The 23746-nt window shown below is 53.0% G+C and carries 20 protein-coding genes; 16 read left to right on the forward strand and 4 right to left on the reverse strand.

What is annotated here, in order from left to right; all coding sequences use genetic code 11:
* Positions 1-51: 51 nt before the first annotated feature.
* The 4 genes from LZP96_RS08515 to map form a co-directional block, all read right to left on the reverse strand.
* The gene (locus LZP96_RS08515) at positions 52-438 is read right to left on the reverse strand and encodes a DUF3461 family protein (protein WP_064324896.1); all 387 of its coding nucleotides are present in this window, start codon (positions 436-438) and stop codon (positions 52-54) included.
* 112 nt (positions 439-550) lie between these two features.
* A complete protein-coding gene (dapD, locus tag LZP96_RS08520) occupies positions 551-1375 on the reverse strand; it encodes a 2,3,4,5-tetrahydropyridine-2,6-dicarboxylate N-succinyltransferase (protein ID WP_064324897.1) in 825 nt (274 codons plus the stop codon).
* Between the two features lie 34 nt (positions 1376-1409).
* Complete coding sequence (glnD, locus tag LZP96_RS08525; RefSeq protein ID WP_064328069.1) at positions 1410-4085, reverse strand: bifunctional uridylyltransferase/uridylyl-removing protein GlnD; 2676 nt, start codon at positions 4083-4085, stop codon at positions 1410-1412.
* A gap of 62 nt (positions 4086-4147) precedes the next feature.
* A complete protein-coding gene (gene map / locus LZP96_RS08530) occupies positions 4148-4942 on the reverse strand; it encodes a type I methionyl aminopeptidase (protein ID WP_064324898.1) in 795 nt (264 codons plus the stop codon).
* 322 nt (positions 4943-5264) lie between these two features.
* On the opposite strand from map, the gene rpsB reads away from it, so the two are divergent.
* From rpsB to dnaE, 16 genes are all read left to right on the forward strand, one after another.
* Entirely contained in the window at positions 5265-5990 is a 726-nt protein-coding gene (gene rpsB / locus LZP96_RS08535) for a 30S ribosomal protein S2 (RefSeq protein WP_064324899.1), read from the forward strand.
* A 117-nt stretch (positions 5991-6107) separates the two neighbouring features.
* On the forward strand, positions 6108-6959 hold the full coding sequence (gene tsf, locus LZP96_RS08540) for a translation elongation factor Ts (protein ID WP_064324900.1): 852 nt from the start codon (positions 6108-6110) through the stop codon (positions 6957-6959).
* A 148-nt stretch (positions 6960-7107) separates the two neighbouring features.
* Positions 7108-7833, forward strand: coding sequence for a UMP kinase (pyrH, locus tag LZP96_RS08545; protein WP_064324901.1), 726 nt, complete (start codon positions 7108-7110; stop codon positions 7831-7833).
* A 167-nt stretch (positions 7834-8000) separates the two neighbouring features.
* Positions 8001-8558, forward strand: coding sequence for a ribosome recycling factor (frr, locus tag LZP96_RS08550; RefSeq protein WP_064324902.1), 558 nt, complete (start codon positions 8001-8003; stop codon positions 8556-8558).
* Positions 8559-8654: 96 nt separating this feature from the next.
* The gene (gene ispC, locus LZP96_RS08555) at positions 8655-9854 is read left to right on the forward strand and encodes a 1-deoxy-D-xylulose-5-phosphate reductoisomerase (protein WP_064324903.1); all 1200 of its coding nucleotides are present in this window, start codon (positions 8655-8657) and stop codon (positions 9852-9854) included.
* A 186-nt stretch (positions 9855-10040) separates the two neighbouring features.
* Positions 10041-10793 (forward strand): (2E,6E)-farnesyl-diphosphate-specific ditrans,polycis-undecaprenyl-diphosphate synthase, encoded by a 753-nt coding sequence (ispU, locus tag LZP96_RS08560; RefSeq protein WP_064324904.1) that lies wholly within the window; start codon positions 10041-10043, stop codon positions 10791-10793.
* Between the two features lie 18 nt (positions 10794-10811).
* The gene (cdsA, locus tag LZP96_RS08565; protein ID WP_064324905.1) at positions 10812-11669 is read left to right on the forward strand and encodes a phosphatidate cytidylyltransferase; all 858 of its coding nucleotides are present in this window, start codon (positions 10812-10814) and stop codon (positions 11667-11669) included.
* 11 nt (positions 11670-11680) lie between these two features.
* Positions 11681-13036: a sigma E protease regulator RseP gene (gene rseP, locus LZP96_RS08570; protein WP_258925822.1), complete on the forward strand. Its 1356-nt coding sequence runs from the start codon at positions 11681-11683 to the stop codon at positions 13034-13036.
* A gap of 31 nt (positions 13037-13067) precedes the next feature.
* On the forward strand, positions 13068-15485 hold the full coding sequence (bamA, locus tag LZP96_RS08575; protein ID WP_064324907.1) for an outer membrane protein assembly factor BamA: 2418 nt from the start codon (positions 13068-13070) through the stop codon (positions 15483-15485).
* Positions 15486-15607: 122 nt separating this feature from the next.
* Positions 15608-16102 carry a molecular chaperone Skp gene (skp, locus tag LZP96_RS08580; RefSeq protein WP_064324908.1) on the forward strand — a complete coding sequence of 165 codons (495 nt, stop codon included), beginning with the start codon at positions 15608-15610 and terminating at the stop codon, positions 16100-16102.
* A 3-nt stretch (positions 16103-16105) separates the two neighbouring features.
* On the forward strand, positions 16106-17131 hold the full coding sequence (lpxD, locus tag LZP96_RS08585; protein WP_064324909.1) for a UDP-3-O-(3-hydroxymyristoyl)glucosamine N-acyltransferase: 1026 nt from the start codon (positions 16106-16108) through the stop codon (positions 17129-17131).
* A 102-nt stretch (positions 17132-17233) separates the two neighbouring features.
* Positions 17234-17689 (forward strand): 3-hydroxyacyl-ACP dehydratase FabZ, encoded by a 456-nt coding sequence (fabZ, locus tag LZP96_RS08590; RefSeq protein WP_064324910.1) that lies wholly within the window; start codon positions 17234-17236, stop codon positions 17687-17689.
* Between the two features lie 3 nt (positions 17690-17692).
* Complete coding sequence (gene lpxA / locus LZP96_RS08595; RefSeq protein WP_064324911.1) at positions 17693-18481, forward strand: acyl-ACP--UDP-N-acetylglucosamine O-acyltransferase; 789 nt, start codon at positions 17693-17695, stop codon at positions 18479-18481.
* A complete protein-coding gene (lpxB, locus tag LZP96_RS08600) occupies positions 18481-19629 on the forward strand; it encodes a lipid-A-disaccharide synthase (protein WP_064324912.1) in 1149 nt (382 codons plus the stop codon). The genes lpxA and lpxB overlap by 1 nt, the downstream gene beginning before the upstream one ends.
* Entirely contained in the window at positions 19626-20222 is a 597-nt protein-coding gene (rnhB, locus tag LZP96_RS08605) for a ribonuclease HII (RefSeq protein ID WP_064324913.1), read from the forward strand. Before lpxB ends, rnhB begins: the two co-directional genes overlap by 4 nt.
* Before the next feature lie 38 nt (positions 20223-20260).
* The gene (dnaE, locus tag LZP96_RS08610; protein ID WP_064324914.1) at positions 20261-23743 is read left to right on the forward strand and encodes a DNA polymerase III subunit alpha; all 3483 of its coding nucleotides are present in this window, start codon (positions 20261-20263) and stop codon (positions 23741-23743) included.
* Positions 23744-23746: the final 3 nt, after the last annotated feature.

Genomic DNA, 23746 nt, shown 5'->3' on the forward strand with positions numbered 1-23746 from the left:
GTGAGAGAGGGCAAAGACTAAAAACGGCAATCTGTGATTGCCGTTTTGCGTTTATTTGCGGGTGAGCTTTTCAAGATCGGCTTCGATCTCGCTGATTTTGTGGGTCACCACGCTTTCAAGGTGACGAAGGTCGTCAAGGATCTTACGTTTGAGATCGACTTCGGTGCGATCGCGCTGGCAAATCTGATCGAGCTCGTCGATCACATAGCGCAGATTCGGGCTGATCTCCTGAACCTCTTTGTACCCCTGGCCGACGCCATCAGCGACGACGGTCTTGCGTTGACGCGGGTATTTAAACTTCACGCTTTTGGCGAAGAATTCCCCTTTGTCCTTGTGAAAATAGATCTTCAGGATATCGTTGTTCGCTTCCTGGCGGAGGCTATAACGATCAATTTCATCAGGATTGGTAATGCCCAGACTTTTCAGATTATCGTACATAGCGGTACCCTTTGAGCTCAACATAACCTTTGAATAATTAACGAAAAAATCTAATTTCGCTAGCCCCGGATATAAAAAAAGCGGGGTAGCCCCCGCTTTTTGTTATTCCCGATTAATCGATGGTACGCAGCAGTTCGTTAATACCGACTTTACCGCGGGTTTTGGCATCGACTTTCTTCACAATGACCGCACAGTACAGGCTGTATTTGCCATCCTTCGAAGGCAGGTTGCCGGAAACGACCACCGAACCTGCCGGTACGCGACCATAATGCACTTCGCCGGTTTCACGATCGTAAATGCGGGTGCTCTGACCGATGTAAACGCCCATTGAAATCACGGAGCCTTCTTCAACAATCACACCCTCTACCACTTCGGAGCGTGCGCCGATGAAGCAGTTATCTTCGATGATGGTTGGATTCGCCTGAAGAGGTTCCAGAACGCCACCGATACCTACGCCGCCGGACAGGTGAACGTTTTTACCGATTTGCGCGCAAGAACCGACCGTTGCCCAGGTATCAACCATGGTGCCTTCGTCGACGTAGGCACCAATGTTGACATAGGAAGGCATCAGTACGGTATTACGTGCAATGTATGCGCCCTGACGAACGGCCGCAGGCGGCACGACGCGGAAACCTTCTTTCTGAAAGCGCGCTTCGTCATAGTCGGCGAATTTCATTGGGACTTTATCGAAGTAGCGGCTTTCTGCGCCATCGATAACATGGTTATCGTTAATGCGGAAGGAGAGCAGCACGGCCTTCTTCAGCCACTGGTGAGTTACCCACTGGCCGTCAATTTTTTCTGCAACACGCAGTGCGCCGGAATCAAGCAGAGAAATAACCTGATTCACCGCTTCGCGGGTAACGGTATCTGCATTTGCCGGGGTGATTTCGGCGCGGCGCTCAAAAGCGGACTCAATAACGTTCTGTAACTGCTGCATCGTTTTACTCTTTCCATTTCTCTAAAAAAACACGTCACCCTTTATCGTTTGGATTGAGGGCTGCTGTCAACCGTTGTTGCACCTCAAGTTGCAGGGCATTATTAAGTGCACGCCGGTCGGCGGTGGCGATTATAAATAAATCTTCTACTCGCTCGCCAATGGTTGTAATTCTGGCGCCGTGAAGCGAAATTCCCAGATCGGCAAACACCTGGCCAACCCGGGCGAGCAGCCCCGGCTGGTCGAGGGCAATAAGCTCCAGGAAGGATTTACGATCCGTATGGGTGGGCAGGAAATTGACCTCGGTCTCGACGGTAAAGTGGCGTAATTTGGCCGGCTGACGACGGGGATGAGGCGGCTGCCAGCTGTGCTGAGTGATGGCCTGCTCCAGACCAAAACGAATACTCTCGTGACGATCGGGCGACAGGGGACTGCCGTCTGGCTCCAGAACAATAAAGGTGTCCATTGCCATACCGTCGCGAGTGGTGAAAATTTGGGCGTCGTGGACGCTCAGGTTGCGCCTGTCAAGCTCGGCGCAGACGGCTGCAAAGAGATACGCCCTGTCCGGACTCCAGATAAAGATCTCTGTTCCGCCGCGCGTCGCCTGCGGGCTGAGTAAAATCAGCGGTTTCGTCAGATCGTGCGTCAGCAGATGCCGCGCATGCCAGGCAAGCTGGTTTGGGCTGTGGCGCACAAAATAGTTGGCGCGGCAGCGTGCCCAAATCTGATGTAACACCTCTTCGTCAATATTGTCCATTCGCAGCAGCGCCAGCGCCTGAAGCTGGTGATGGCGAACCCGCTCGCGCATATCCGGCGTGTTTTGCATTCCCCGGCGAAGCTGTTTTTCGGTGGCAAAATAGAGCTCGCGCAACAGGCTTTGCTTCCAGCTGTTCCACAGCGTTTCGTTGGTGGCGCAAATATCCGCGACCGTGAGGCAGACCAGAAAGCGCAGGCGATTTTCGGTCTGCACGATCTCGGCAAACTGTTTGATGACTTCCGGGTCCTGGATATCACGACGCTGGGCAGTAACGGACATTAACAGATGGTTGCGTACCAGCCAGGCGACCAGCTGTGTTTCTCGTGAGTTAAGCCCGTGAAGTTCAGCAAACTTCAGGACGTCCTGCGCACCCAGGATCGAGTGATCGCCGCCGCGTCCTTTGGCAATATCATGGAACAGGGCCGCAATCAGGATCAGCTCCGGATGGGCAAGGCGCGGCCATAAATCGACGCAAAGCGGATGTTTGGCTCGCGTCTCCTCTTTAGCGAAGCTTTCCAGCTTGAGCATGACGCGGATGGTGTGTTCATCCACGGTATAAGCATGGAACAGATCGAACTGCATCTGGCCGACGATGTGCGACCACTGCGGCATATAAGCCCATAGCACGCTGTGGCGGTGCATCGGCAGCAGGCCGCGGCTGACCGCGCCCGGATGGCGCAGCATGCTCAGAAAGAGCGAACGGGCTTCCGGGATATAGCACAGCGGCTGGTTCAGGTGGCGGCGGGCATGGCGCAGATGGCGTAATGTGGTTGAATAGATCCCCGTGATCGCGCTGTTGCGTACCATGGTATAGAACATACGCAGGATCGCTTCCGGCTCGCGGATAAACAGGGTCTCATCGCGCAAATCGATCAATGTTCCGCGAAGCTGGAATTCATCGTCAATGGGACGGGGTTTCTCATCGGCCGTGAGCGCCAGAATCGCTTCATCGAAAAGTTGCAGCAGCATATGGTTCAGTTCAGAGACGCGGCGCGTGACGCGGAAAAAATCCTTCATCATGTGCTCGACCGGCTCATTGCCCTCGCCGCAGTAGTTCAGGCGTTGCGCGACGCTGAGCTGGCGGTCAAACAGCAGGCGGTTGTCATAGCGGCTGACCTCAAGATGCAGGGCAAAACGAATGCGCCAGAGCAGGTGCAGACACTCGTTCAGTTCATTACGTTCCGCTTCCGTCAAAAAGCCGAAGCCCACCATCTCATCCAGCGACGTTGCGCCAAAATGGCGACGCGCGACCCATTGCAGGGTGTGGATATCGCGCAAACCGCCGGGGCTACTTTTAATGTCCGGCTCCAGATTATAACTGGTGCCGTGATAGCGCTGGTGGCGCTGGTTTTGCTCTTCGACTTTTGCCGCAAAGAACTTTTCCGACGGCCAGAAACCGTCGCTAAAGACATGTTTTTGCAGTTCGAGGAAGAGGGCGACATCGCCTATCAGCAGACGAGTCTCAATCAGGTTGGTGGCGACGGTAAGATCGGATAAGCCTTCAAGCAGGCACTCTTCAAGCGTACGAACGCTGTGGCCCACTTCCAGCTTAACGTCCCAGAGCAGCGTCAGCAGTTCGCCAATCTTTTGCGCCTGTTCATCGGGCAGCTTTTTGCGGCTGAGGATAAGCAGATCGATATCCGAGAGTGGATGCAACTCGCCGCGTCCGTAACCGCCGACGGCGACCAGCGCGACGTCGCTGATCTGGCCAAAGCCATAATCAATCCACAGACGCTGGAGCAGCTGGTCAATAAATTCAGTGCGGGCTTCTATTAGCTGCTCGGCAGAGATGCCGGCGTCGAAGGCGGTGCCCAGCCAGCGCTGGAAAACATCCAGGTGCGCTTTGATATCCGCGCAGGTCAGCTCGCGCTGCGGCCAGACGCCAGGGTTGTCCGGTTGATCGGGTAGGGTGGGGAGAGCCGTATTGGCATACTGTTCGGGTAAAAGATTACTCATCGTGCGCCACCCATAAGTAAAAGCTATAGCCATTAAAAAAGCCGGCATTTGCCGGCTTCTTATTATTCGTTGTGCGAGAGTATCGCCGGGATGGTGTCATCCTTTCGCAACGTCATTATTTCACAGCCGTTGTCAGTCACCACAATAGTATGCTCGTACTGTGCTGACAAGCTTCTGTCTTTGGTTTTCACCGTCCAGCCATCTTTCATGGTGCGGATGCGGTAATCCCCCGCGTTGACCATCGGCTCGATGGTAAAGGTCATCCCTTTTTGCAGGACCACACCGCCGTCATCCGCATCATAGTGCAGAACCTGCGGCTCTTCATGGAAGACGCGCCCAATGCCGTGGCCACAGTATTCGCGCACTACGGAGAAACCTTCCGCTTCAACGAATTTCTGAATAGCCGCGCCGAGAGTCCGCAGACGGATGCCTGGTTTCACCATTTTCAGCGCCAGGTAGAGGCTCTCTTGCGTCACTTTGCACAGACGTTCGCCGAGAATCGTTGGTTTGCCAACGATAAACATTTTTGAGGTGTCGCCGTGGTAGTCATCTTTAATGACGGTCACATCGATGTTAACGATATCGCCGTCTTTCAGCAGTTTTTCGTCATCGGGGATACCGTGACACACCACTTCATTAATTGAGATGCAGACGGATTTTGGGAAGCCGTGGTAACCGAGGCAGGCGGAAACCGCGTGCTGCTCGTTCACAATATAGTCATTACAGATACGATCCAGCTCACCGGTGCTCACGCCAGGCTTGATATGCGGTTCGATCATCTCCAGCACTTCAGCGGCCAGACGACCGGCGACGCGCATCTTTTCAATTTCTTCAGGTGTCTTAATAGAGATAGCCATGTAATCTGTCCGTCGGTGTCGATTTTTTCGACAATACTAGTCTAAGTGTTGTCAATGGTAACAGTCAGGCGCACTCCCTGCCAAATTGAGAATCGTTAACAGCACAGAGAGCCAACATTAATTGGTTTCTGCCCGTGTTTTATGGTATAAAGCGCGCCGGACTTCCGATCCATTTTCAACTACACAGAATGGACGGAGGCGACAAATCTCACTTTGTGTAAATAACACACACGTATCGGCACATATTCCGGGGTGCCCTTTGGGGTCGGTAATATGGGATACGTGGAGGCATAACCCCAACTTTTAAATAGAGGTTTTAAACATGGCAACTGTTTCCATGCGCGACATGCTCAAGGCTGGTGTTCACTTCGGTCACCAGACCCGTTACTGGAACCCGAAAATGAAGCCTTTCATCTTCGGCGCGCGTAACAAAGTTCACATCATCAACCTTGAGAAAACTGTACCAATGTTCAACGAAGCCCTGGCTGAGCTGAACAAGATCTCTTCCCGTAAAGGTAAGATTCTGTTTGTTGGTACTAAGCGCGCTGCAAGCGAAGCGGTGAAAGATGCTGCTAACAGCTGCGATCAGTTCTTCGTGAACCATCGCTGGTTGGGCGGCATGCTGACTAACTGGAAAACCGTTCGTCAGTCAATCAAGCGCCTGAAAGATCTGGAAACTCAGTCTCAGGACGGTACTTTCGATAAGCTGACCAAAAAAGAAGCGCTGATGCGCACTCGTGAGCTGGACAAGCTGGAAAACAGCCTGGGCGGCATCAAAGACATGGGCGGTCTGCCAGACGCACTGTTTGTTGTCGACGCTGACCACGAGCACATCGCAATCAAAGAAGCTAACAACCTGGGTATCCCGGTATTCGCTATCGTTGATACCAACTCCGATCCGGACGGTGTTGACTTCGTTATCCCGGGTAACGACGATGCAATCCGTGCTGTTAGCCTGTACCTGAGCGCTGTTGCTACTACCGTTCGTGAAGGCCGTTCCCAGGATCTGGCTTCTCAGGCGGAAGAAAGCTTCGTAGAAGCTGAATAATAAGGTTCTAGCCCTTATTAGTACCGTGTATGAATAGGGGCCAATTACAGGCCCCTTTTTTCAATTTACACTGTTTGGCCCATGGCCGGGCAGTTCACATCTCCCGAGGATTTAAGAATGGCTGAAATTACCGCATCCCTGGTAAAAGAGCTGCGTGAACGTACTGGCGCAGGCATGATGGATTGCAAAAAAGCACTGGTTGAAGCTAACGGCGACATCGAGCTGGCAATCGAAAACATGCGTAAATCTGGTGCGATCAAAGCAGCTAAGAAAGCAGGCAACGTTGCTGCTGACGGCGTGATCCTGACCAAGATCGACGGCACCTACGGTATCATTCTGGAAGTTAACTGCCAGACTGACTTCGTTGCTAAAGACGGTGGTTTCCAGGCATTTGCTAACAAAGTTCTGGACGCAGCTATTGCCGGCAAAATCACTGACGTTGACGTTCTGAAAGCACAGTTCGAAGAAGAGCGTGTTGCGCTGGTTGCTAAAATCGGTGAGAACATCAACATCCGTCGTATTTCTTCTCTGGAAGGTGACGTACTGGGTTCTTACCAGCACGGTGCACGTATCGGTGTTCTGGTTGCGGCTAAAGGCGCTGATGAAGAGCTGGTTAAACAGCTGGCTATGCACATCGCTGCAAGCAAACCAGAATTCGTTAAACCAGAAGACGTGTCTGCTGAAGTAGTAGAAAAAGAGTACCAGGTTCAGCTGGACATCGCCATGCAGTCTGGCAAGCCAAAAGAAATCGCAGAGAAAATGGTTGAAGGCCGCATGAAGAAATTCACCGGCGAAGTTTCTCTGACTGGTCAGCCTTTCGTTATGGATCCAACCAAATCTGTTGCTCAGCTGCTGAAAGAGCACAACGCAGATGTGACTGGTTTCATCCGCTTCGAAGTGGGCGAAGGCATCGAGAAAGTTGAAACTGACTTCGCAGCAGAAGTTGCTGCAATGTCCAAGCAGTCTTAATGATTGCGAAGGAGCCGCCTGAGGGCGGCTTCTTTTTGCCCGTCATGTAAATTCAGCCTGGCTCCTATAGCGGCTGTGCTGAAAAGCGACATAAAATGTCGCCAGAATTAACCCCCATCTTAATCGTTGACAGTCTCAGGAAAGAAACATGGCTACCAATGCAAAACCCGTGTACAAACGCATTCTGCTTAAGCTGAGTGGCGAAGCGCTGCAGGGAACGGAAGGCTTCGGTATTGACGCAAGCATTCTTGACCGCATGGCACAGGAAATCAAAGAACTGGTTGAACTGGGTATCCAGGTTGGCGTGGTGATTGGCGGTGGCAACCTTTTCCGTGGCGCTGGTCTGGCGAAAGCAGGGATGAACCGTGTTGTGGGCGACCACATGGGCATGCTGGCTACGGTAATGAACGGCCTGGCAATGCGTGATGCGCTCCATCGCGCCTATGTGAACGCCCGCCTGATGTCCGCGATTCCTTTGAATGGCGTGTGCGATAACTACAGCTGGGCAGAGGCTATCAGCCTGCTGCGTAACAACCGCGTCGTTATCCTGTCTGCGGGTACGGGTAACCCGTTCTTTACCACCGATTCCGCAGCGTGCCTGCGTGGTATTGAAATCGAAGCTGACGTCGTGCTGAAAGCCACCAAAGTGGATGGCGTTTTCACGGCCGATCCCGCAAAAGATCCCGCGGCGACCATGTACGAACAGCTGACCTACAGCGAAGTGCTGGATCAAGAGCTGAAAGTCATGGATCTTGCTGCCTTCACGCTGGCTCGTGACCACAAATTGCCGATCCGTGTCTTCAATATGAATAAGCCTGGCGCATTGCGCCGTGTGGTAATGGGCGAAAAAGAAGGCACTTTGATCACGGAATAATTTCCGTCGACGATAAATACAGGTAAGATTCCGCTTTACTGTGCAGTGAATCTTACCTCGACGCGCCTCAGGCGTTGTCATGAATTAAACGCGACTATACTTAGCACACCCATAGCGGCTGTGCTGGCGGATAGTCTGCCTGAAACAAGCTTTCAAGGATTCGTAACGTGATTAGCGATATCAGAAAAGATGCTGAAGTGCGCATGGAAAAATGCGTAGAAGCTTTCAAAAACCAAATCAGCAAAGTGCGCACCGGCCGCGCTTCCCCGAGCCTGCTGGATGGCATCGTTGTCGAGTACTACGGTACCCCAACGCCACTGCGTCAGCTCGCCAGCGTCACCGTTGAAGATACCCGCACCCTGAAAATCAACGTATTCGATCGTTCGATGAGCCCGGCGGTAGAAAAAGCGATCATGGCGTCTGATCTGGGTCTGAACCCAAGCTCAGCGGGCACTGATATTCGCGTTCCTCTGCCAGCCCTGACGGAAGAGCGTCGTAAAGAGCTGATTAAAGTGGTCCGTGGTGAAGCAGAAGGTGCACGTGTTGCCGTCCGTAACGTACGTCGTGACGCGAACGATAAAGTGAAAGCGCTGCTGAAAGAAAAAGAGATCAGTGAAGATGACGATCGTCGCTCTCAGGACGACGTGCAGAAACTGACTGACGCTGCCATCAAAAAGCTGGATGCGGCGCTGGCAGATAAAGAAGCGGAACTGATGCAGTTCTGATTTCTGACATGATCTGAAAAACGCCGTTCAGAAAGTCGTTGAGACTTTGCTGGCGGCGTTTTGCTTTTATCTGGTTTAACTTTCTTCGGGCATCTCATGAAGCATTTAACTCTCCTCGGCTCGACCGGCTCAATTGGTTGCAGCACTCTCGATGTCGTTCGCCACAATCCTGAACACTACACGGTGACTGCCCTGGTGGCAGGAAAAAACGTGCAGCGAATGGTCGAACAGTGTCTGGAGTTTTCTCCCCGCTATGCGGTGATGGATGACGAGGAAAGCGCTCGCCAGGTGAAGGCATTGCTTGCTGAACAAGGCAGCCGAACGGACGTACTGAGCGGGCAACAAGCCGCGTGTGATATGGCCGCGCTGGATGACGTCGATCAGGTCATGGCGGCCATTGTTGGCGCGGCGGGTCTCCTGCCTACGCTTGCCGCCATCGATGCAGGTAAAACGGTTCTGTTAGCCAATAAAGAGGCGCTGGTGACCTGCGGTCGCCTGTTCATGGATGCGGTAAAACGCTGCAAGGCGCAACTTTTACCCGTCGATAGCGAACATAACGCGATTTTTCAGAGTTTACCGCAACCCTTTCAACAGAACCTGGGGTACGCTGACCTTGAGCAGAATGGCGTTGTGTCTATTTTGCTTACCGGGTCTGGTGGCCCATTCCGTGAAACGCCACTGTCTGAACTGGCCGCAATGACGCCGGATCAGGCATGCCGTCATCCGAACTGGTCGATGGGACGTAAAATCTCCGTTGACTCTGCCACCATGATGAATAAAGGTCTGGAATACATTGAAGCTCGCTGGCTCTTTAATGCCTCAGCGAAACAAATGGAAGTGCTGATCCACCCGCAGTCGGTGATTCATTCTATGGTGCGTTATCAGGATGGCAGCGTGCTTGCACAGTTGGGCGAACCGGATATGCGCACGCCAATTGCCCATACGATGGCATGGCCGAATCGTGTGATCTCTGGCGCAAAACCGCTCGATTTCTGTAAGCTCAGTTCACTCACTTTTAGTGAACCTGATTATGACCGTTACCCATGTCTGAAACTGGCGATGAATGCCTTTGATCGGGGACAGGCCGCAACGACAGCGCTGAATGCCGCCAATGAGATTACCGTTGAGGCATTTCTGAATCAGCAAATCCGTTTCACCGACATCGCCGCGCTGAATCTGTCGGTGCTGGAAACGATGGATTTGCGTGAACCTCAGAGTGTGGAAGAGGTGCTGGCGGTGGATGCACAAGCGCGTATTGTTGCGCGCAAACAGGTGACACGCCTCGCAAGCTGGTGATAATCCAGCCACTCGTGGTTGTGCTATTTGTTAGCGTTGGGCTTCGGTGATATAGTCTGCGCCACCTGATCGCAGGTATTTGACTTTGTGTGGTCAGGTAAGCCGTGGTGTGACACGGCTTTTTTATGTTTAGGCTTCAGTATTCCTGAGTACCGTTAAATCCTTTTCAGGGACTAAAAACGCGTTATGTTGTCTGCGAATCAACCAATAAGCGAAAACTTGCCAGCTCATGGCTGTCGCCATGTAGCAATCATTATGGATGGCAATGGCCGCTGGGCGAAAAGACAAGGGAAGATACGAGCCTTTGGGCATAAAGCCGGGGCGAAATCTGTTCGCCGTGCCGTCTCTTTTGCCGCCAATAACGGCATTGAGGCGTTAACGCTCTATGCTTTTAGCAGTGAAAACTGGAATCGACCTCCGCAGGAAGTCACTGCGTTGATGGAACTGTTCGTGTGGGCGCTCGATAGCGAAGTAAAAAGCCTGCACCGCCACAACGTCCGTCTGCGTATTATTGGCGATACCAGTCGTTTTAACTCACGCTTGCAGGAACGTATTCGCAAAGCAGAAGCGCTGACGGGTGATAACACGGGTCTGACGCTCAATGTTGCGGCGAATTACGGCGGGCGCTGGGATATTATCCAGGGCGTTCGGCACTTGGCCGAACAGGTTCAGGAAGGGCTATTAAGACCCGACCAAATTGATGAAGAGGCGCTGGGTCAGCAAATCTGCATGAATGAGCTGGCACCCGTGGATTTGGTAATTAGGACAGGGGGAGAACATCGCATTAGTAACTTTTTGCTTTGGCAAATTGCCTATGCCGAACTTTACTTTACTGATGTTCTTTGGCCCGATTTTGATGAACAAGACTTTGAAGGTGCGCTGCATGCGTTTGCCACTCGAGAGCGTCGTTTCGGCGGCACGGAGTCGGGCACCGACTGAGTCTGATGGGGGTAGCTTTTGCTGAAGTATCGCCTGATTTCCGCTTTTGTATTAATACCCATCGTTATCGCGGCGCTGTTTTTACTGCCCCCGATGGGATTTGCTATTGTCACGCTGGTGGTGTGTATGCTCGCTGCGTGGGAATGGGGACAACTGAGTGGCTTTACTTCGCGCACTGAGCGGGTATGGCTGGCGGTACTCTGTGGTCTGTTGCTGGCAGTGATGCTGATTATGCTGCCCGAATATCATCGGGACATTCATCAACCGGTGGTGGCGGGGTCGCTTTGGGCGTCGCTGGGCTGGTGGATTGCTGCGTTGTTACTGGTGCTTTTCTACCCGGGATCGGCGGCCATCTGGCGTCATTCTAAAACGCTGCGCCTGATTTTTGGCATGCTGACCATTATTCCCTTTTTCTGGGGTATGCTCGCGCTGCGTGCCTGGCACTATGACGACAACCATTACAGCGGGGCATTGTGGCTGCTTTATGTCATGATTCTCGTCTGGGGGGCTGACTCTGGCGCCTATATGTTTGGTAAACTGTTTGGCAAACATAAGCTGGCACCCAAAGTCTCTCCAGGAAAAACCTGGCAAGGTTTCTTCGGCGGCTTGTTTACTGCAGCAATTATCTCGTGGGGCTATGGCGTTTGGGCCAACCTGGACGTTGCGCCGGGCACGTTGCTGATATGTTCTATCTTTGCCGCTCTGGCTTCTGTATTAGGTGATTTGACCGAAAGCATGTTCAAGCGTGAAGCAGGGATTAAAGACAGTGGTCATCTTATTCCAGGACATGGCGGCATACTGGACCGCATTGACAGCCTGACGGCTGCGGTTCCTGTGTTTGCATGCCTGTTGTTGCTGGTATTTGGGACGATTTAACGGAAGGTTTTATGCTGAGCATTCTCTGGAATCTGGCGGCGTTCATAGTTGCACTTGGTGTGCTGATCACCGTGCATGAATTTGGCCATTTCTGGGTTGCACGGCGCTGTGGCGTCCGGGTTGAGCGTTTTTCCATCGGTTTTGGGAAATCACTCTGGCGCCGCACCGATCGCCAGGGGACTGAGTTTGTCATTGCCCTCATTCCTCTTGGCGGTTATGTCAAAATGCTCGATGAGCGCGTCGAACCCGTTGCGCCAGAAATGCGCCACTTTGCGTTCAACAACAAAACGGTGGGTCAACGCGCCGCCATCATTGCTGCCGGTCCGGTAGCTAACTTCATCTTCGCTATTTTCGCCTACTGGCTGGTGTTTATCATCGGTGTCCCGGGTGTGCGTCCGGTTGTGGGTGAAATTACCCCCAATTCGATTGCTGCCAGCGCGCAAATTACGCCGGGCATGGAACTTAAAGCGATCGACGGTATCGAAACCCCTGACTGGGATGCCGTAAGGTTACAGCTGGTGTCTAAAATCGGTGACGATCGGACGACAATCAGCGTTTCGCCATTCGGTGCCAGCGGTCAGCAGCAAGAAAAAGTGCTAAATCTTCAGCACTGGGCTTTTGAACCTGACAAAGAAGATCCGGTCGCTGCATTGGGCATACGTCCCCGTGGAGCGCAGATTGAACCCGTGTTAGCAGAAGTTCAGGCAGGGTCAGCGGCACGTAAAGCAGGTTTGCAAGCGGGCGACAGGATCGTTAAAGTCGATGGTCAGCCATTAACACAATGGATGACCTTTGTTAATCTGGTGCGCGATAATCCAGGCACGCCGCTGGCGCTGGAAGTCGAACGGCAGGGGAGTTCTCTCTCCTTAACGCTTATCCCGGATACTAAATCGGGCGGTGGTAAGGCTGAAGGGTTTGCGGGCGTGGTGCCCAAAGTGATCCCGCTGCCAGATGAGTATAAGACAATACGCCAGTATGGGCCGTTTAGTGCCATCGTGGAGGCCACGGATAAAACCTGGCAACTGATGAAGCTAACGGTCAACATGTTGGGGAAATTGATTACCGGTGACGTAAAACTGAACAACCTCAGTGGGCCGATTTCTATCGCTCAGGGGGCTGGGATGTCAGCGGAATTCGGGGTGATTTACTATCTCATGTTCCTCGCGCTGATTAGCGTGAACCTCGGGATAATCAACCTGTTCCCGCTTCCTGTGTTAGACGGGGGGCATCTGCTGTTTTTAGCGATTGAAAAGCTGAAGGGCGGACCGGTATCCGAGCGAGTTCAAGACTTTAGTTATCGCATTGGCACAATTCTGCTGGTGCTGTTAATGGGGCTTGCACTTTTCAATGATTTCTCTCGGTTGTAAGAGAGATAGTTAGGAAGAACGCATAATAACGATGGCGATGAAAAAGTTGCTCATAGCGTCGCTGCTGTTTAGCAGCGCGACCGTATACGGTGCTGAAGGGTTCGTCGTGAAGGATATTCATTTCGAAGGCCTTCAGCGTGTCGCCGTTGGTGCGGCCCTCCTCAGTATGCCCGTGCGCCAAGGTGACACGGTTAATGATGAAGATATCAGTAATACCATCCGCGCGCTGTTTGCCACTGGCAACTTTGAGGACGTTCGCGTCCTGCGTGATGGTGATACGCTGCTGGTTCAGGTGAAAGAACGCCCGACAATCGCCAGTATCACTTTCTCCGGCAACAAGTCGGTGAAAGACGATATGCTCAAGCAAAACCTTGAGGCTTCTGGCGTGCGTGTGGGGGAATCACTGGACCGCACAACCCTGTCCGACATCGAAAAAGGACTGGAAGACTTCTACTATAGCGTCGGGAAGTACAGCGCCAGCGTCAAAGCTGTCGTGACCCCGCTGCCGCGTAACCGTGTCGACCTGAAGCTTGTCTTCCAGGAAGGCGTCTCCGCGAAAATTCAGCAGATCAATATCGTGGGCAACCACGCCTTCAGTACTGATGAGCTGATTTCGACGTTCCAGCTGCGTGATGAAGTGCCGTGGTGGAACGTGGTTGGAGATCGTAAATACCAGAAACAGAAACTGGCGGGCGACCTCGAAACCCTGCGCAGCTACTATCTGGATCGCGGCTACGCACGTTTCAATATTGATTCGACCCAGGTCAGTCTGACTCCGGACAAGAAAGGGATCTACATTACGGTTAACATCACTGAAGGCGATCAGTACAAGCTTTCTGGTGTTGAAGTCAGTGGAAACCTGGCGGGGCACTCTGCTGAGATCGAAAGCCTGACCAAACTTCAGCCGGGTGAACTGTACAGCGGTGCGAAAGTAACCAAAATGGAAGACGGCATTAAAAAGCTGCTCGGCCGTTACGGTTATGCTTACCCACGCGTGCAGACCCAGCCAGAAATCAACGACACGGATAAGACCGTTAAGCTCCACGTAAACGTGGATGCGGGCAACCGCTTCTACGTGCGTAAAATTCGCTTTGAAGGTAACGATACCTCCAAAGACTCCGTTCTGCGTCGCGAAATGCGCCAGATGGAAGGGGCATGGCTCGGAAGCGACCTGGTCGATCAGGGTAAAGAGCGTCTGAACCGTCTGGGCTACTTCGAAACCGTGGATACCGACACGCAGCGCGTGCCAGGTAAACCCGATCAGGTCGATGTCGTTTACAAGGTGAAAGAGCGTAACACCGGTAGCTTCAACTTTGGTGTCGGTTACGGCACAGAAAGTGGCGTGAGCTTCCAGGTCGGCGTTCAGCAGGACAACTGGTTAGGTACAGGTTATTCCGTCGGTATCAACGGTACCAAGAATGACTACCAGACCTACTCTGAATTCTCCGTCACCAACCCGTACTTCACCGTCGATGGTGTGAGTCTGGGCGGTCGTATCTTCTATAACGACTTTAAAGCGGACGATGCAGATCTGTCCTCTTACACCAACAAAAGTTATGGTTTAGACGGTACGCTTGGCTTCCCGATCAACGAATACAACACCCTGCGTGCGGGCTTAGGTTATGTACATAATGACCTGTCCAACATGCAACCGCAGGTGGCGATGTGGCGTTATCTGGATTCTATCGGTCAGTCGGCGAGCACCTCCAGCGACAACAATGGTTTCGCGGCGGATGACTTCACCTTTAACTATGGCTGGACGTATAACCGTCTTGACCGTGGTTTCTTCCCGACTGATGGTTCGCGTGTCAACCTGAACGGTAAAGTGACCATTCCGGGCTCGGATAACGAGTTCTACAAAGTGACGCTGGATACCGCTTCTTACTTCCCGATTGATGACGATCACAAATGGGTCGTTCTGGGTCGTACGCGCTGGGGTTACGGCGATGGTATTGGCAGCAAAGAATTGCCGTTCTATGAGAACTTCTACGCAGGTGGTTCAAGCACCGTGCGTGGTTTCCAGTCGAATAACATCGGTCCTAAAGCGGTGTATTACGGTGGAAACGACGACGACAACTGCGATAAGTCCTCTTCTTCAGAAGTCTGTAGTTCTGATGATGCGGTCGGCGGTAACGCTATGGCTGTCGCCAGCCTGGAGTTCATCACGCCTACGCCGTTTATCAGCGATAAGTATGCGAACTCTGTCCGTACGTCGTTCTTCCTGGATGCAGGTACCGTATGGGATACCAACTGGAAGGATACGGCACAGACGCGTGCAGCTGGCGTGCCAGACTACAGCGATCCGAGCAATATTCGCATGTCAGCGGGTCTCGCATTACAATGGATGTCACCGCTGGGACCGTTGGTCTTCTCCTACGCCCAGCCGTTCAAGAAATACGAAGGAGACAAAGCGGAGCAATTCCAGTTTAACATTGGTAAAACCTGGTAATTGTCCGTTGCAATGGAATGCGTTGGCAGTGTAGCGCTGACAACCGGCGATCGCGCAGACGATCGCCTTGCCACGCAAAGAACGGTACCTTCGGGTGCCAATGGGATGGTAAGGAGTTAATTGTGAAAAAGTGGTTATTAGCTGCAGGTCTCGGTTTAGCGATGGTTACTTCTGCTCAGGCAGCAGACAAAATTGCTATCGTCAACATGGGTAATTTGTTCCAGCAGGTTGCACAGAAAACGGGTGTTTCTGCCACGCTGGAAAATGAATTTAAAGGCCGTGCTGGCGAGCTGCAAGGTATGGAAAATGACCTTCAGGCTAAAATGCAGCGTCTGCAGCGTGATGGTTCTACCATGAAAGCGAGCGAGCGCAGCAAAATGGAGAAAGACGTAATGGCTCAGCGCCAGACTTTCTCTCAGAAAGCACAAGCCTTCGAGCAGGATCGTCAGCGTCGTTCTAATGAAGAACGCGGCAAACTGGTGACCCGCATCCAGAGCGCGGTGAAAGCAGTCGCAGCCGATCAGAGCATCGATCTGGTTGTTGATGCGAATGCTGTTGCCTACAATAGCAAAGATGTGAAAGACATCACTGCTGATGTACTGAAACAGGTTAAATAAGTAATGCCTTCAATTCGACTGGCTGATTTAGCTCAGCAGTTGGATGCAGAATTACACGGTGATGGCGATCTCGTCATCACCGATGTTGCGTCCATGCAATCTGCTAAAGCAGGCACTATTACGTTTATGGTAAGCCCTAAGTACCGTGAACACCTGGCTCAATGCCAGGCGTCTGCTGTCGTTCTGACGCAGGACGATCTTCCTTTTGCCACCTGTGCGGCACTGGTAGTGAAAAATCCCTACCTGACCTATGCACGTATGGCTCAGATTCTTGATACCACGCCGCAGCCGGCACAGAACATCGCGGCAAGCGCAGCTATCGATCCGTCGGCGACGCTGGGTAACAACGTAGCAATCGGCGCAAACGCCGTGATCGAATCCGGCGTCGTGCTGGGCGATAACGTGGTGATTGGCCCGGGCTGCTTCGTTGGCAAAAATACAAAAATTGGCGCAGGTTCCCGTTTGTGGGCCAACGTGACCATTTACCATGAGATTGAGATCGGCGAGAATTGCCTGATCCAGTCCAGCACCGTCATCGGTTCAGATGGTTTTGGCTACGCTAACGATCGCGGCAACTGGGTTAAGATCCCGCAACTGGGTCGCGTGATTATCGGCGATCGCGTTGAGATCGGCGCATGTACCACCATCGATCGTGGTGCGCTCGACGATACCCTGATTGGTAACGGCGTCATCATTGATAATCAGTGTCAGATTGCGCATAACGTTGTGATTGGCGACAATACAGCGGTTGCAGGTGGCGTTATCATGGCAGGCAGCCTGAAAATTGGCCGTTACTGCATGATTGGCGGTGCCAGCGTCATCAATGGGCATATGGAAATCTGCGACAAAGTCACGGTGACAGGCATGGGTATGGTGATGCGTCCAATCACGGAACCTGGTGTCTATTCCTCTGGCATTCCGCTTCAGCCGAATAAAGTTTGGCGCAAGACCGCAGCCCTGGTGATGAATATTGATGATATGAGCAAGCGACTCAAGGCCATTGAGCGTAAGATCGATCAACAAGACTAAGCGTTCATCCTTTTAACGCTTCTTTCCCGGCCTGTCGGCTTTCTATAAATCCGGCAGGCCGTGTTATTATTGCTATTTAGTACATTTGACAGGAAGAGTATTTTGACTACTGACACTCATACTCTGCATATTGAAGAGATTTTAGAACTTCTGCCGCACCGCTACCCGTTTTTGCTGGTAGACCGTGTGCTGGATTTTGAAGAAGGTCGTTTTCTGCGCGCAGTGAAAAATGTTTCCGTAAATGAGCCATTCTTCCAGGGGCATTTCCCTGGCAAGCCAATCTTCCCGGGCGTGTTGATCCTGGAAGCCATGGCACAGGCTACGGGTATTCTGGCGTTTAAAAGCGTTGGTAAACTGGAGCCGGGTGAACTGTATTACTTCGCTGGTATCGACGATGCACGCTTCAAGCGTCCCGTCGTGCCAGGCGATCAGATGGTCATGGAAGTGACTTTCGAAAAAACGCGCCGTGGTGTGACGCGCTTCAAAGGCGTTGCGCTGGTTGACGGCAAAGTTGTTTGTGAAGCTACCATGATGTGTGCGCGTAGCCGGGAGGCCTGATACGTGATTGATAAATCCGCCTTTATTCATCCAACCGCCATTGTGGAAGAGGGCGCCGTTATTGGTGCTAACGTCCATATTGGTCCTTTTTGTATTGTTGGACCCCATGTCGTAATTGGTGAGGGTACCGTACTGAAATCTCATGTTGTTGTGAATGGTCATACGACCATGGGCAGCGATAATGAGGTCTATCAGTTCGCCTCCATCGGCGAAGTTAACCAGGATCTGAAATATGCTGGCGAACCGACCCGTGTGGAAATCGGCGATCGTAACCGCATTCGCGAAAGCGTCACCATTCATCGTGGCACAGTACAGGGTGGTGGTTTGACGAAGGTGGGCAGTGACAACCTCTTTATGATTAATGCGCATATTGCGCACGATTGTACGGTAGGCAGTCGTTGTATTCTCGCCAACAATGCCACGCTGGCGGGACACGTATCGGTTGATGATTTCGCAATCATTGGCGGCATGACCGCAATCCATCAGTTCTGCATCATTGGTGCACACGTGATGGTCGGCGGTTGCTCTGGTGTGGCGCAAGATGTCCCACCGTATGTGATTGCGCAGGGTAACCACGCAACGCCGTTTGGCGTCAATATCGAAGGCCTCAAGCGTCGCGGCTTTAGCCGTGAAGCGATTACGGCGATCCGCAATACGTACAAGCTCTTGTACCGTAGCGGGAAAACGCTGGAAGAAGCCAAGCCGGAAGTGGCTCAACTGGCGGAACAGTACCCGGAAGTGAAAGCGTTCACCGAGTTTTTTGAACGTTCAACGCGTGGTCTGATTCGTTAATGGTTGAACACCGCCCGCTAACGATAGCCCTGGTCGCCGGAGAAACCTCCGGCGATATTCTTGGTGCCGGTCTCATTCGCGCCCTGAAGCGTCGCGTACCCAATGCTCGCTTTGTTGGCGTCGCGGGCCCGCTGATGCAGGCGGAAGGCTGTGAAGCCTGGTACGAAATGGAAGAACTCGCGGTCATGGGCATCGTTGAAGTGTTGGGTCGTCTTCGTCGACTCCTGCATATTCGCGCCGACCTTACCCGACGTTTTACCGATCTGAAACCCGATGTGTTTGTCGGTATTGATGCGCCTGATTTCAATATCACGCTTGAGGGTAACCTCAAAAAGCAGGGCATTAAAACTATTCATTATGTCAGTCCGTCCGTCTGGGCGTGGCGACAGAAACGCGTTTTCAAAATAGGCAGATCGACGAATCTGGTGTTGGCCTTCCTGCCTTTCGAAAAAGCGTTTTATGACAGATTCAACGTCCCGTGTCGGTTTATCGGGCATACGATGGCGGATGCCATGCCGCTTGACCCGGATAAAAATGCGGCGCGTGACGTGCTGGGTATTCCGCATGGGGCACATTGCCTGGCGTTGCTGCCCGGGAGTCGCGGCGCCGAAGTCGAGATGCTAAGCGCTGACTTCCTCAAAACCGCGCAAATCCTTCGCCAGACTTACCCCGATCTCGAAGTAGTCGTTCCGCTGGTCAATGCCAAACGGCGTGAACAGTTTGAGCGCATCAAAGCCGAGGTCGCTCCCGATCTTCATGTCCATCTGCTGGACGGAAAAGGACGTGAGGCGATGGTTGCAAGCGATGCCGCACTCCTTGCGTCGGGTACCGCTGCGCTGGAGTGTATGCTGGCGAAATGCCCGATGGTTGTGGGTTATCGCATGAAGCCCTTTACCTTCTGGCTGGCGAAGCGGCTGGTAAAAACGGATTATGTTTCGCTGCCAAACCTGCTTGCCGGTCGCGAGCTGGTAAAAGAGTTGCTCCAGGAAGCCTGTCAGCCGCAGGCGCTGGCCGACGCTTTACTTCCGCTGCTGGCTGACGGAAAGACCAGTCACCAGATGCATGATACGTTCCGGGAACTGCATCAGCAGATCCGCTGTAATGCCGATGAGCAGGCAGCAGACGCCGTGATGGAGTTAGCAAAATGATGGAATTTGTTTATCCACATACCCATCTTGTTGCGGGTGTGGATGAAGTGGGTCGCGGGCCCTTAGTTGGCGCAGTCGTGACCGCTGCGGTGATCCTCGATCCCGCTCGCCCTATTGTTGGGCTTAATGATTCAAAAAAGCTTTCTGAAAAACGCCGACTGGCGCTGTACGATGAGATTATCGACAAAGCTCTGTCCTGGAGTCTGGGACGCGCGGAGCCGCATGAAATCGACGAACTGAATATCCTGCACGCTACTATGCTGGCGATGCAGCGTGCGGTCGCCGGGCTGAGCGTCGCGCCTGAATACGTCCTGATTGATGGTAATCGCTGTCCGGCGCTGCCTGTACCTTCGCTGGCGGTCGTCAAAGGCGACAGCCGCGTACCTGAAATTAGCGCGGCCTCAATTCTGGCTAAAGTGACACGCGATGCCGAAATGGCCGCGCTGGATCTCTCTTATCCTTTGTATGGATTTGCTCAGCACAAGGGATATCCAACCCCTTTCCATCTGGAAAGGCTGGCTGAACATGGCGCAACGGAACATCACCGACGCAGTTTTGGTCCGGTGAAACGCGCACTGGGACGGGTGTCCTGAATCAATACGCAAGCAATTAAGTAACGCGGAATCTGAAGATGGCTGAACCACGTTTCGTACACCTGCGGGTGCATAGCGACTACTCCATGATTGATGGGCTGGCGAAGACCGGGCCGCTGGTTAAAAAGGCGGCCTCGCTTGGCATGCCTGCGCTGGCGATCACCGATTTCACTAACCTGTGCGGTTTGGTTAAGTTCTACGGAACGGCGCATGGCGCGGGCTTAAAGCCAATTATTGGTGCCGATTTTCATGTCCAGAGCGAGCTGTTCGGCGATGAAATGACGCAACTCTCCGTGCTGGCCATGAACAACACGGGTTATCAGAATCTCACTCTGTTGATCTCTAAAGCCTATCAGCGCGGCTATGGGGCGCAAGGGCCGTGGATCGACCGGGAATGGCTGGCGGAGTTAAACGAAGGGCTGCTGTTAATCTCTGGTGGCCGCATGGGTGACGTCGGCAGGAGTTTGCTGCGCGGCAATAGCGTACTCGTTGACCAGTGTCTTGATTTTTATCAGCAGCATTTTGCCGATCGTTTTTATCTGGAGCTGATTCGCACCGGTCGTGCGGATGAAGAAAACTATCTCCATGCCGCCGTTGCGCTGGCAGAAGCGCGCGGCGTGCCCGTTGTGGCAACCAACGATGTGCGCTTCATTGACGCTGATGACTTTGATGCCCATGAAATTCGCGTGGCCATCCACGATGGTTTTACGCTCGACGATCCGAAACGCCCACGCTTGTACTCATCGCAGCAATACATGCGCAGCGAAGATGAGATGTGCGAGCTGTTCGCCGATATTCCGGAAGCGCTGGAAAACAGCGTTGAGATTGCCAAACGCTGCAACGTAACGGTGCGACTGGGCGAATATTTCCTGCCGCAGTTCCCGACAGGCGATATGACCACCGAAGATTTCCTGGTTGTGAAATCGAAAGAAGGTCTGGAAGATCGTCTGGCGTTCTTGTTCCCTGATGAAGCGGTCCGCAAAGAGAAACGTCCGCCTTACGACGAACGTCTGGACGTGGAGCTCAAGGTGATTAACCAGATGGGCTTCCCGGGCTACTTCTTGATCGTAATGGAATTTATCCAGTGGTCGAAAGATAACGGCGTACCGGTAGGTCCAGGCCGTGGTTCCGGTGCAGGATCGCTGGTGGCGTATGCGCTGAAAATCACCGATCTCGATCCGCTGGAATTCGATCTGCTGTTCGAACGCTTCCTGAACCCGGAACGTGTTTCCATGCCTGACTTTGACGTCGACTTCTGCATGGAGAAACGCGACCAGGTTATCGATCACGTGGCCGAGATGTACGGCCGTGATGCGGTTTCACAGATTATCACTTTCGGTACGATGGCGGCGAAAGCGGTTATCCGCGACGTGGGCCGCGTGCTGGGTCATCCGTACGGTTTCGTCGATCGTATCTCAAAACTGGTGCCGCCCGATCCGGGCATGACGCTGGCAAAAGCCTTTGAAGCCGAGCCGCAGTTACCTGAAATCTACGAAGCGGATGAAGAGGTCAGGGCGCTGATCGACATGGCGCGTAAGCTGGAAGGCGTTACGCGCAATGCCGGTAAACACGCCGGTGGTGTGGTTATTGCGCCCACTAAAATTACCGATTTTGCCCCGCTGTATTGCGATGAAGCGGGCCAGCATCCGGTCACCCAGTTTGATAAAAATGACGTTGAATACGCGGGTCTGGTGAAGTTTGACTTCCTTGGCTTGCGCACGCTCACCATCATCGACTGGGCGTTGAAGATGATCAACCCGCGTCGGGCGAAGCAGGGCCTGGAGCCGATTGATATCGCCGCGATTCCGCTGGATGACAAGAAAAGCTTTGATATGCTGCAGCGCTCGGAAACCACCGCGGTCTTCCAGCTTGAATCCCGCGGCATGAAAGATCTGATCAAACGTCTTCAGCCTGACTGCTTCGAAGATATGATCGCCCTGGTGGCCCTGTTCCGTCCGGGGCCCTTACAGTCGGGCATGGTGGATAACTTTATCGACCGTAAGCACGGGCGCGAAGAGATCTCTTATCCTGATGTGCAGTGGCAGCATGAATGTCTGAAACCGGTACTGGAGCCAACCTACGGTATTATCCTGTATCAGGAACAGGTCATGCAGATTGCCCAGGAGCTCTCCGGCTATACCCTTGGCGGTGCAGATATGCTGCGTCGTGCGATGGGTAAGAAAAAACCGGAAGAGATGGCGAAGCAGCGCGGGGCCTTTGAAGAGGGCGCGAAAAAGAACGGCATTGATGGCGAACTGGCGGTTAAAATCTTCGATCTGGTAGAGAAATTTGCCGGATACGGATTTAACAAATCGCACTCCGCAGCCTATGCGCTGGTCTCTTACCAGACGCTGTGGCTTAAGGCGCACTATCCGGCAGAATTTATGGCGGCGGTAATGACCGCCGATATGGATAACACCGAGAAGGTGGTAGGCCTGGTCGATGAATGCTGGCGAATGGGGCTCAAAATCCTGCCGCCCGATATCAACTCCGGTCAGTATCATTTCCATGTGAATGATGACGGGGAGATTGTCTATGGGATCGGCGCGATCAAAGGGGTCGGAGAAGGTCCGATCGAAGCGATCATCGAGGCGCGTAATAACGGCGGCTATTTCCGCGAGTTATTCGATCTTTGTGCGCGTACCGACACCAAAAAGCTGAACCGTCGCGTGCTGGAAAAACTGATCATGTCCGGGGCATTCGACAGGCTGGGGCCGCACCGCGCCGCGCTGATGAACTCCCTGGGCGATGCGCTGAAGGCGGCAGATCAGCACGCGAAAGCAGAAGCGATAGGGCAGGCAGATATGTTCGGTGTTCTGGCGGAGGAGCCAGAGCAAATAGAACAGTCCTACGCTAACTGTCTGCCATGGCCGGAACATACCGTGCTGGAAGGGGAGCGTGAAACGTTAGGGTTATATCTGACGGGCCACCCTATCAACCAGTACCTGAAAGAAATTGAGCGCTATGTCGGCGGCTATCGGCTTAAAGACATGCATCCGACTGAACGTGGTAAAATCACCACGGCGGCGGGGCTCGTCATTGCTGCGCGGGTTATGGTCACCAAGCGCGGCAATCGTATCGGCATCTGTACCCTGGATGACCGTTCCGGACGGCTGGAGGTGATGTTATTCACCGAAGCGCTGGAAAAATACCAGCATTTGCTGGAAAACGACCGCATACTTATCGTCAGCGGACAGGTCAGCTTTGATGACTTCAGTGGTGGGCTTAAAATGATGGCCCGTGAAGTGATGGATATTGACGAAGCCCGGGAAAAATATGCTCGCGGGCTTGCTATCTCGCTGACGGACAGGCAAATTGATGACCAGCTTTTAAACCGACTCCGTCAGTCTCTGGAACCCCATCGCTCGGGGACCATTCCAGTACATCTCTACTATCAGAGGGCGGATGCACGTGCGCGATTGCGCTTTGGCGCAACGTGGCGTGTCTCTCCGAGCGATCGTTTGCTAAACGATCTCCGTGGCCTTATTGGTTCGGAGCAGGTGGAACTGGAGTTTGACTAATAC

Source organism: Huaxiibacter chinensis (assembly GCF_022171985.1).
Classification (GTDB): domain Bacteria; phylum Pseudomonadota; class Gammaproteobacteria; order Enterobacterales; family Enterobacteriaceae; genus Enterobacter; species Enterobacter chinensis_A.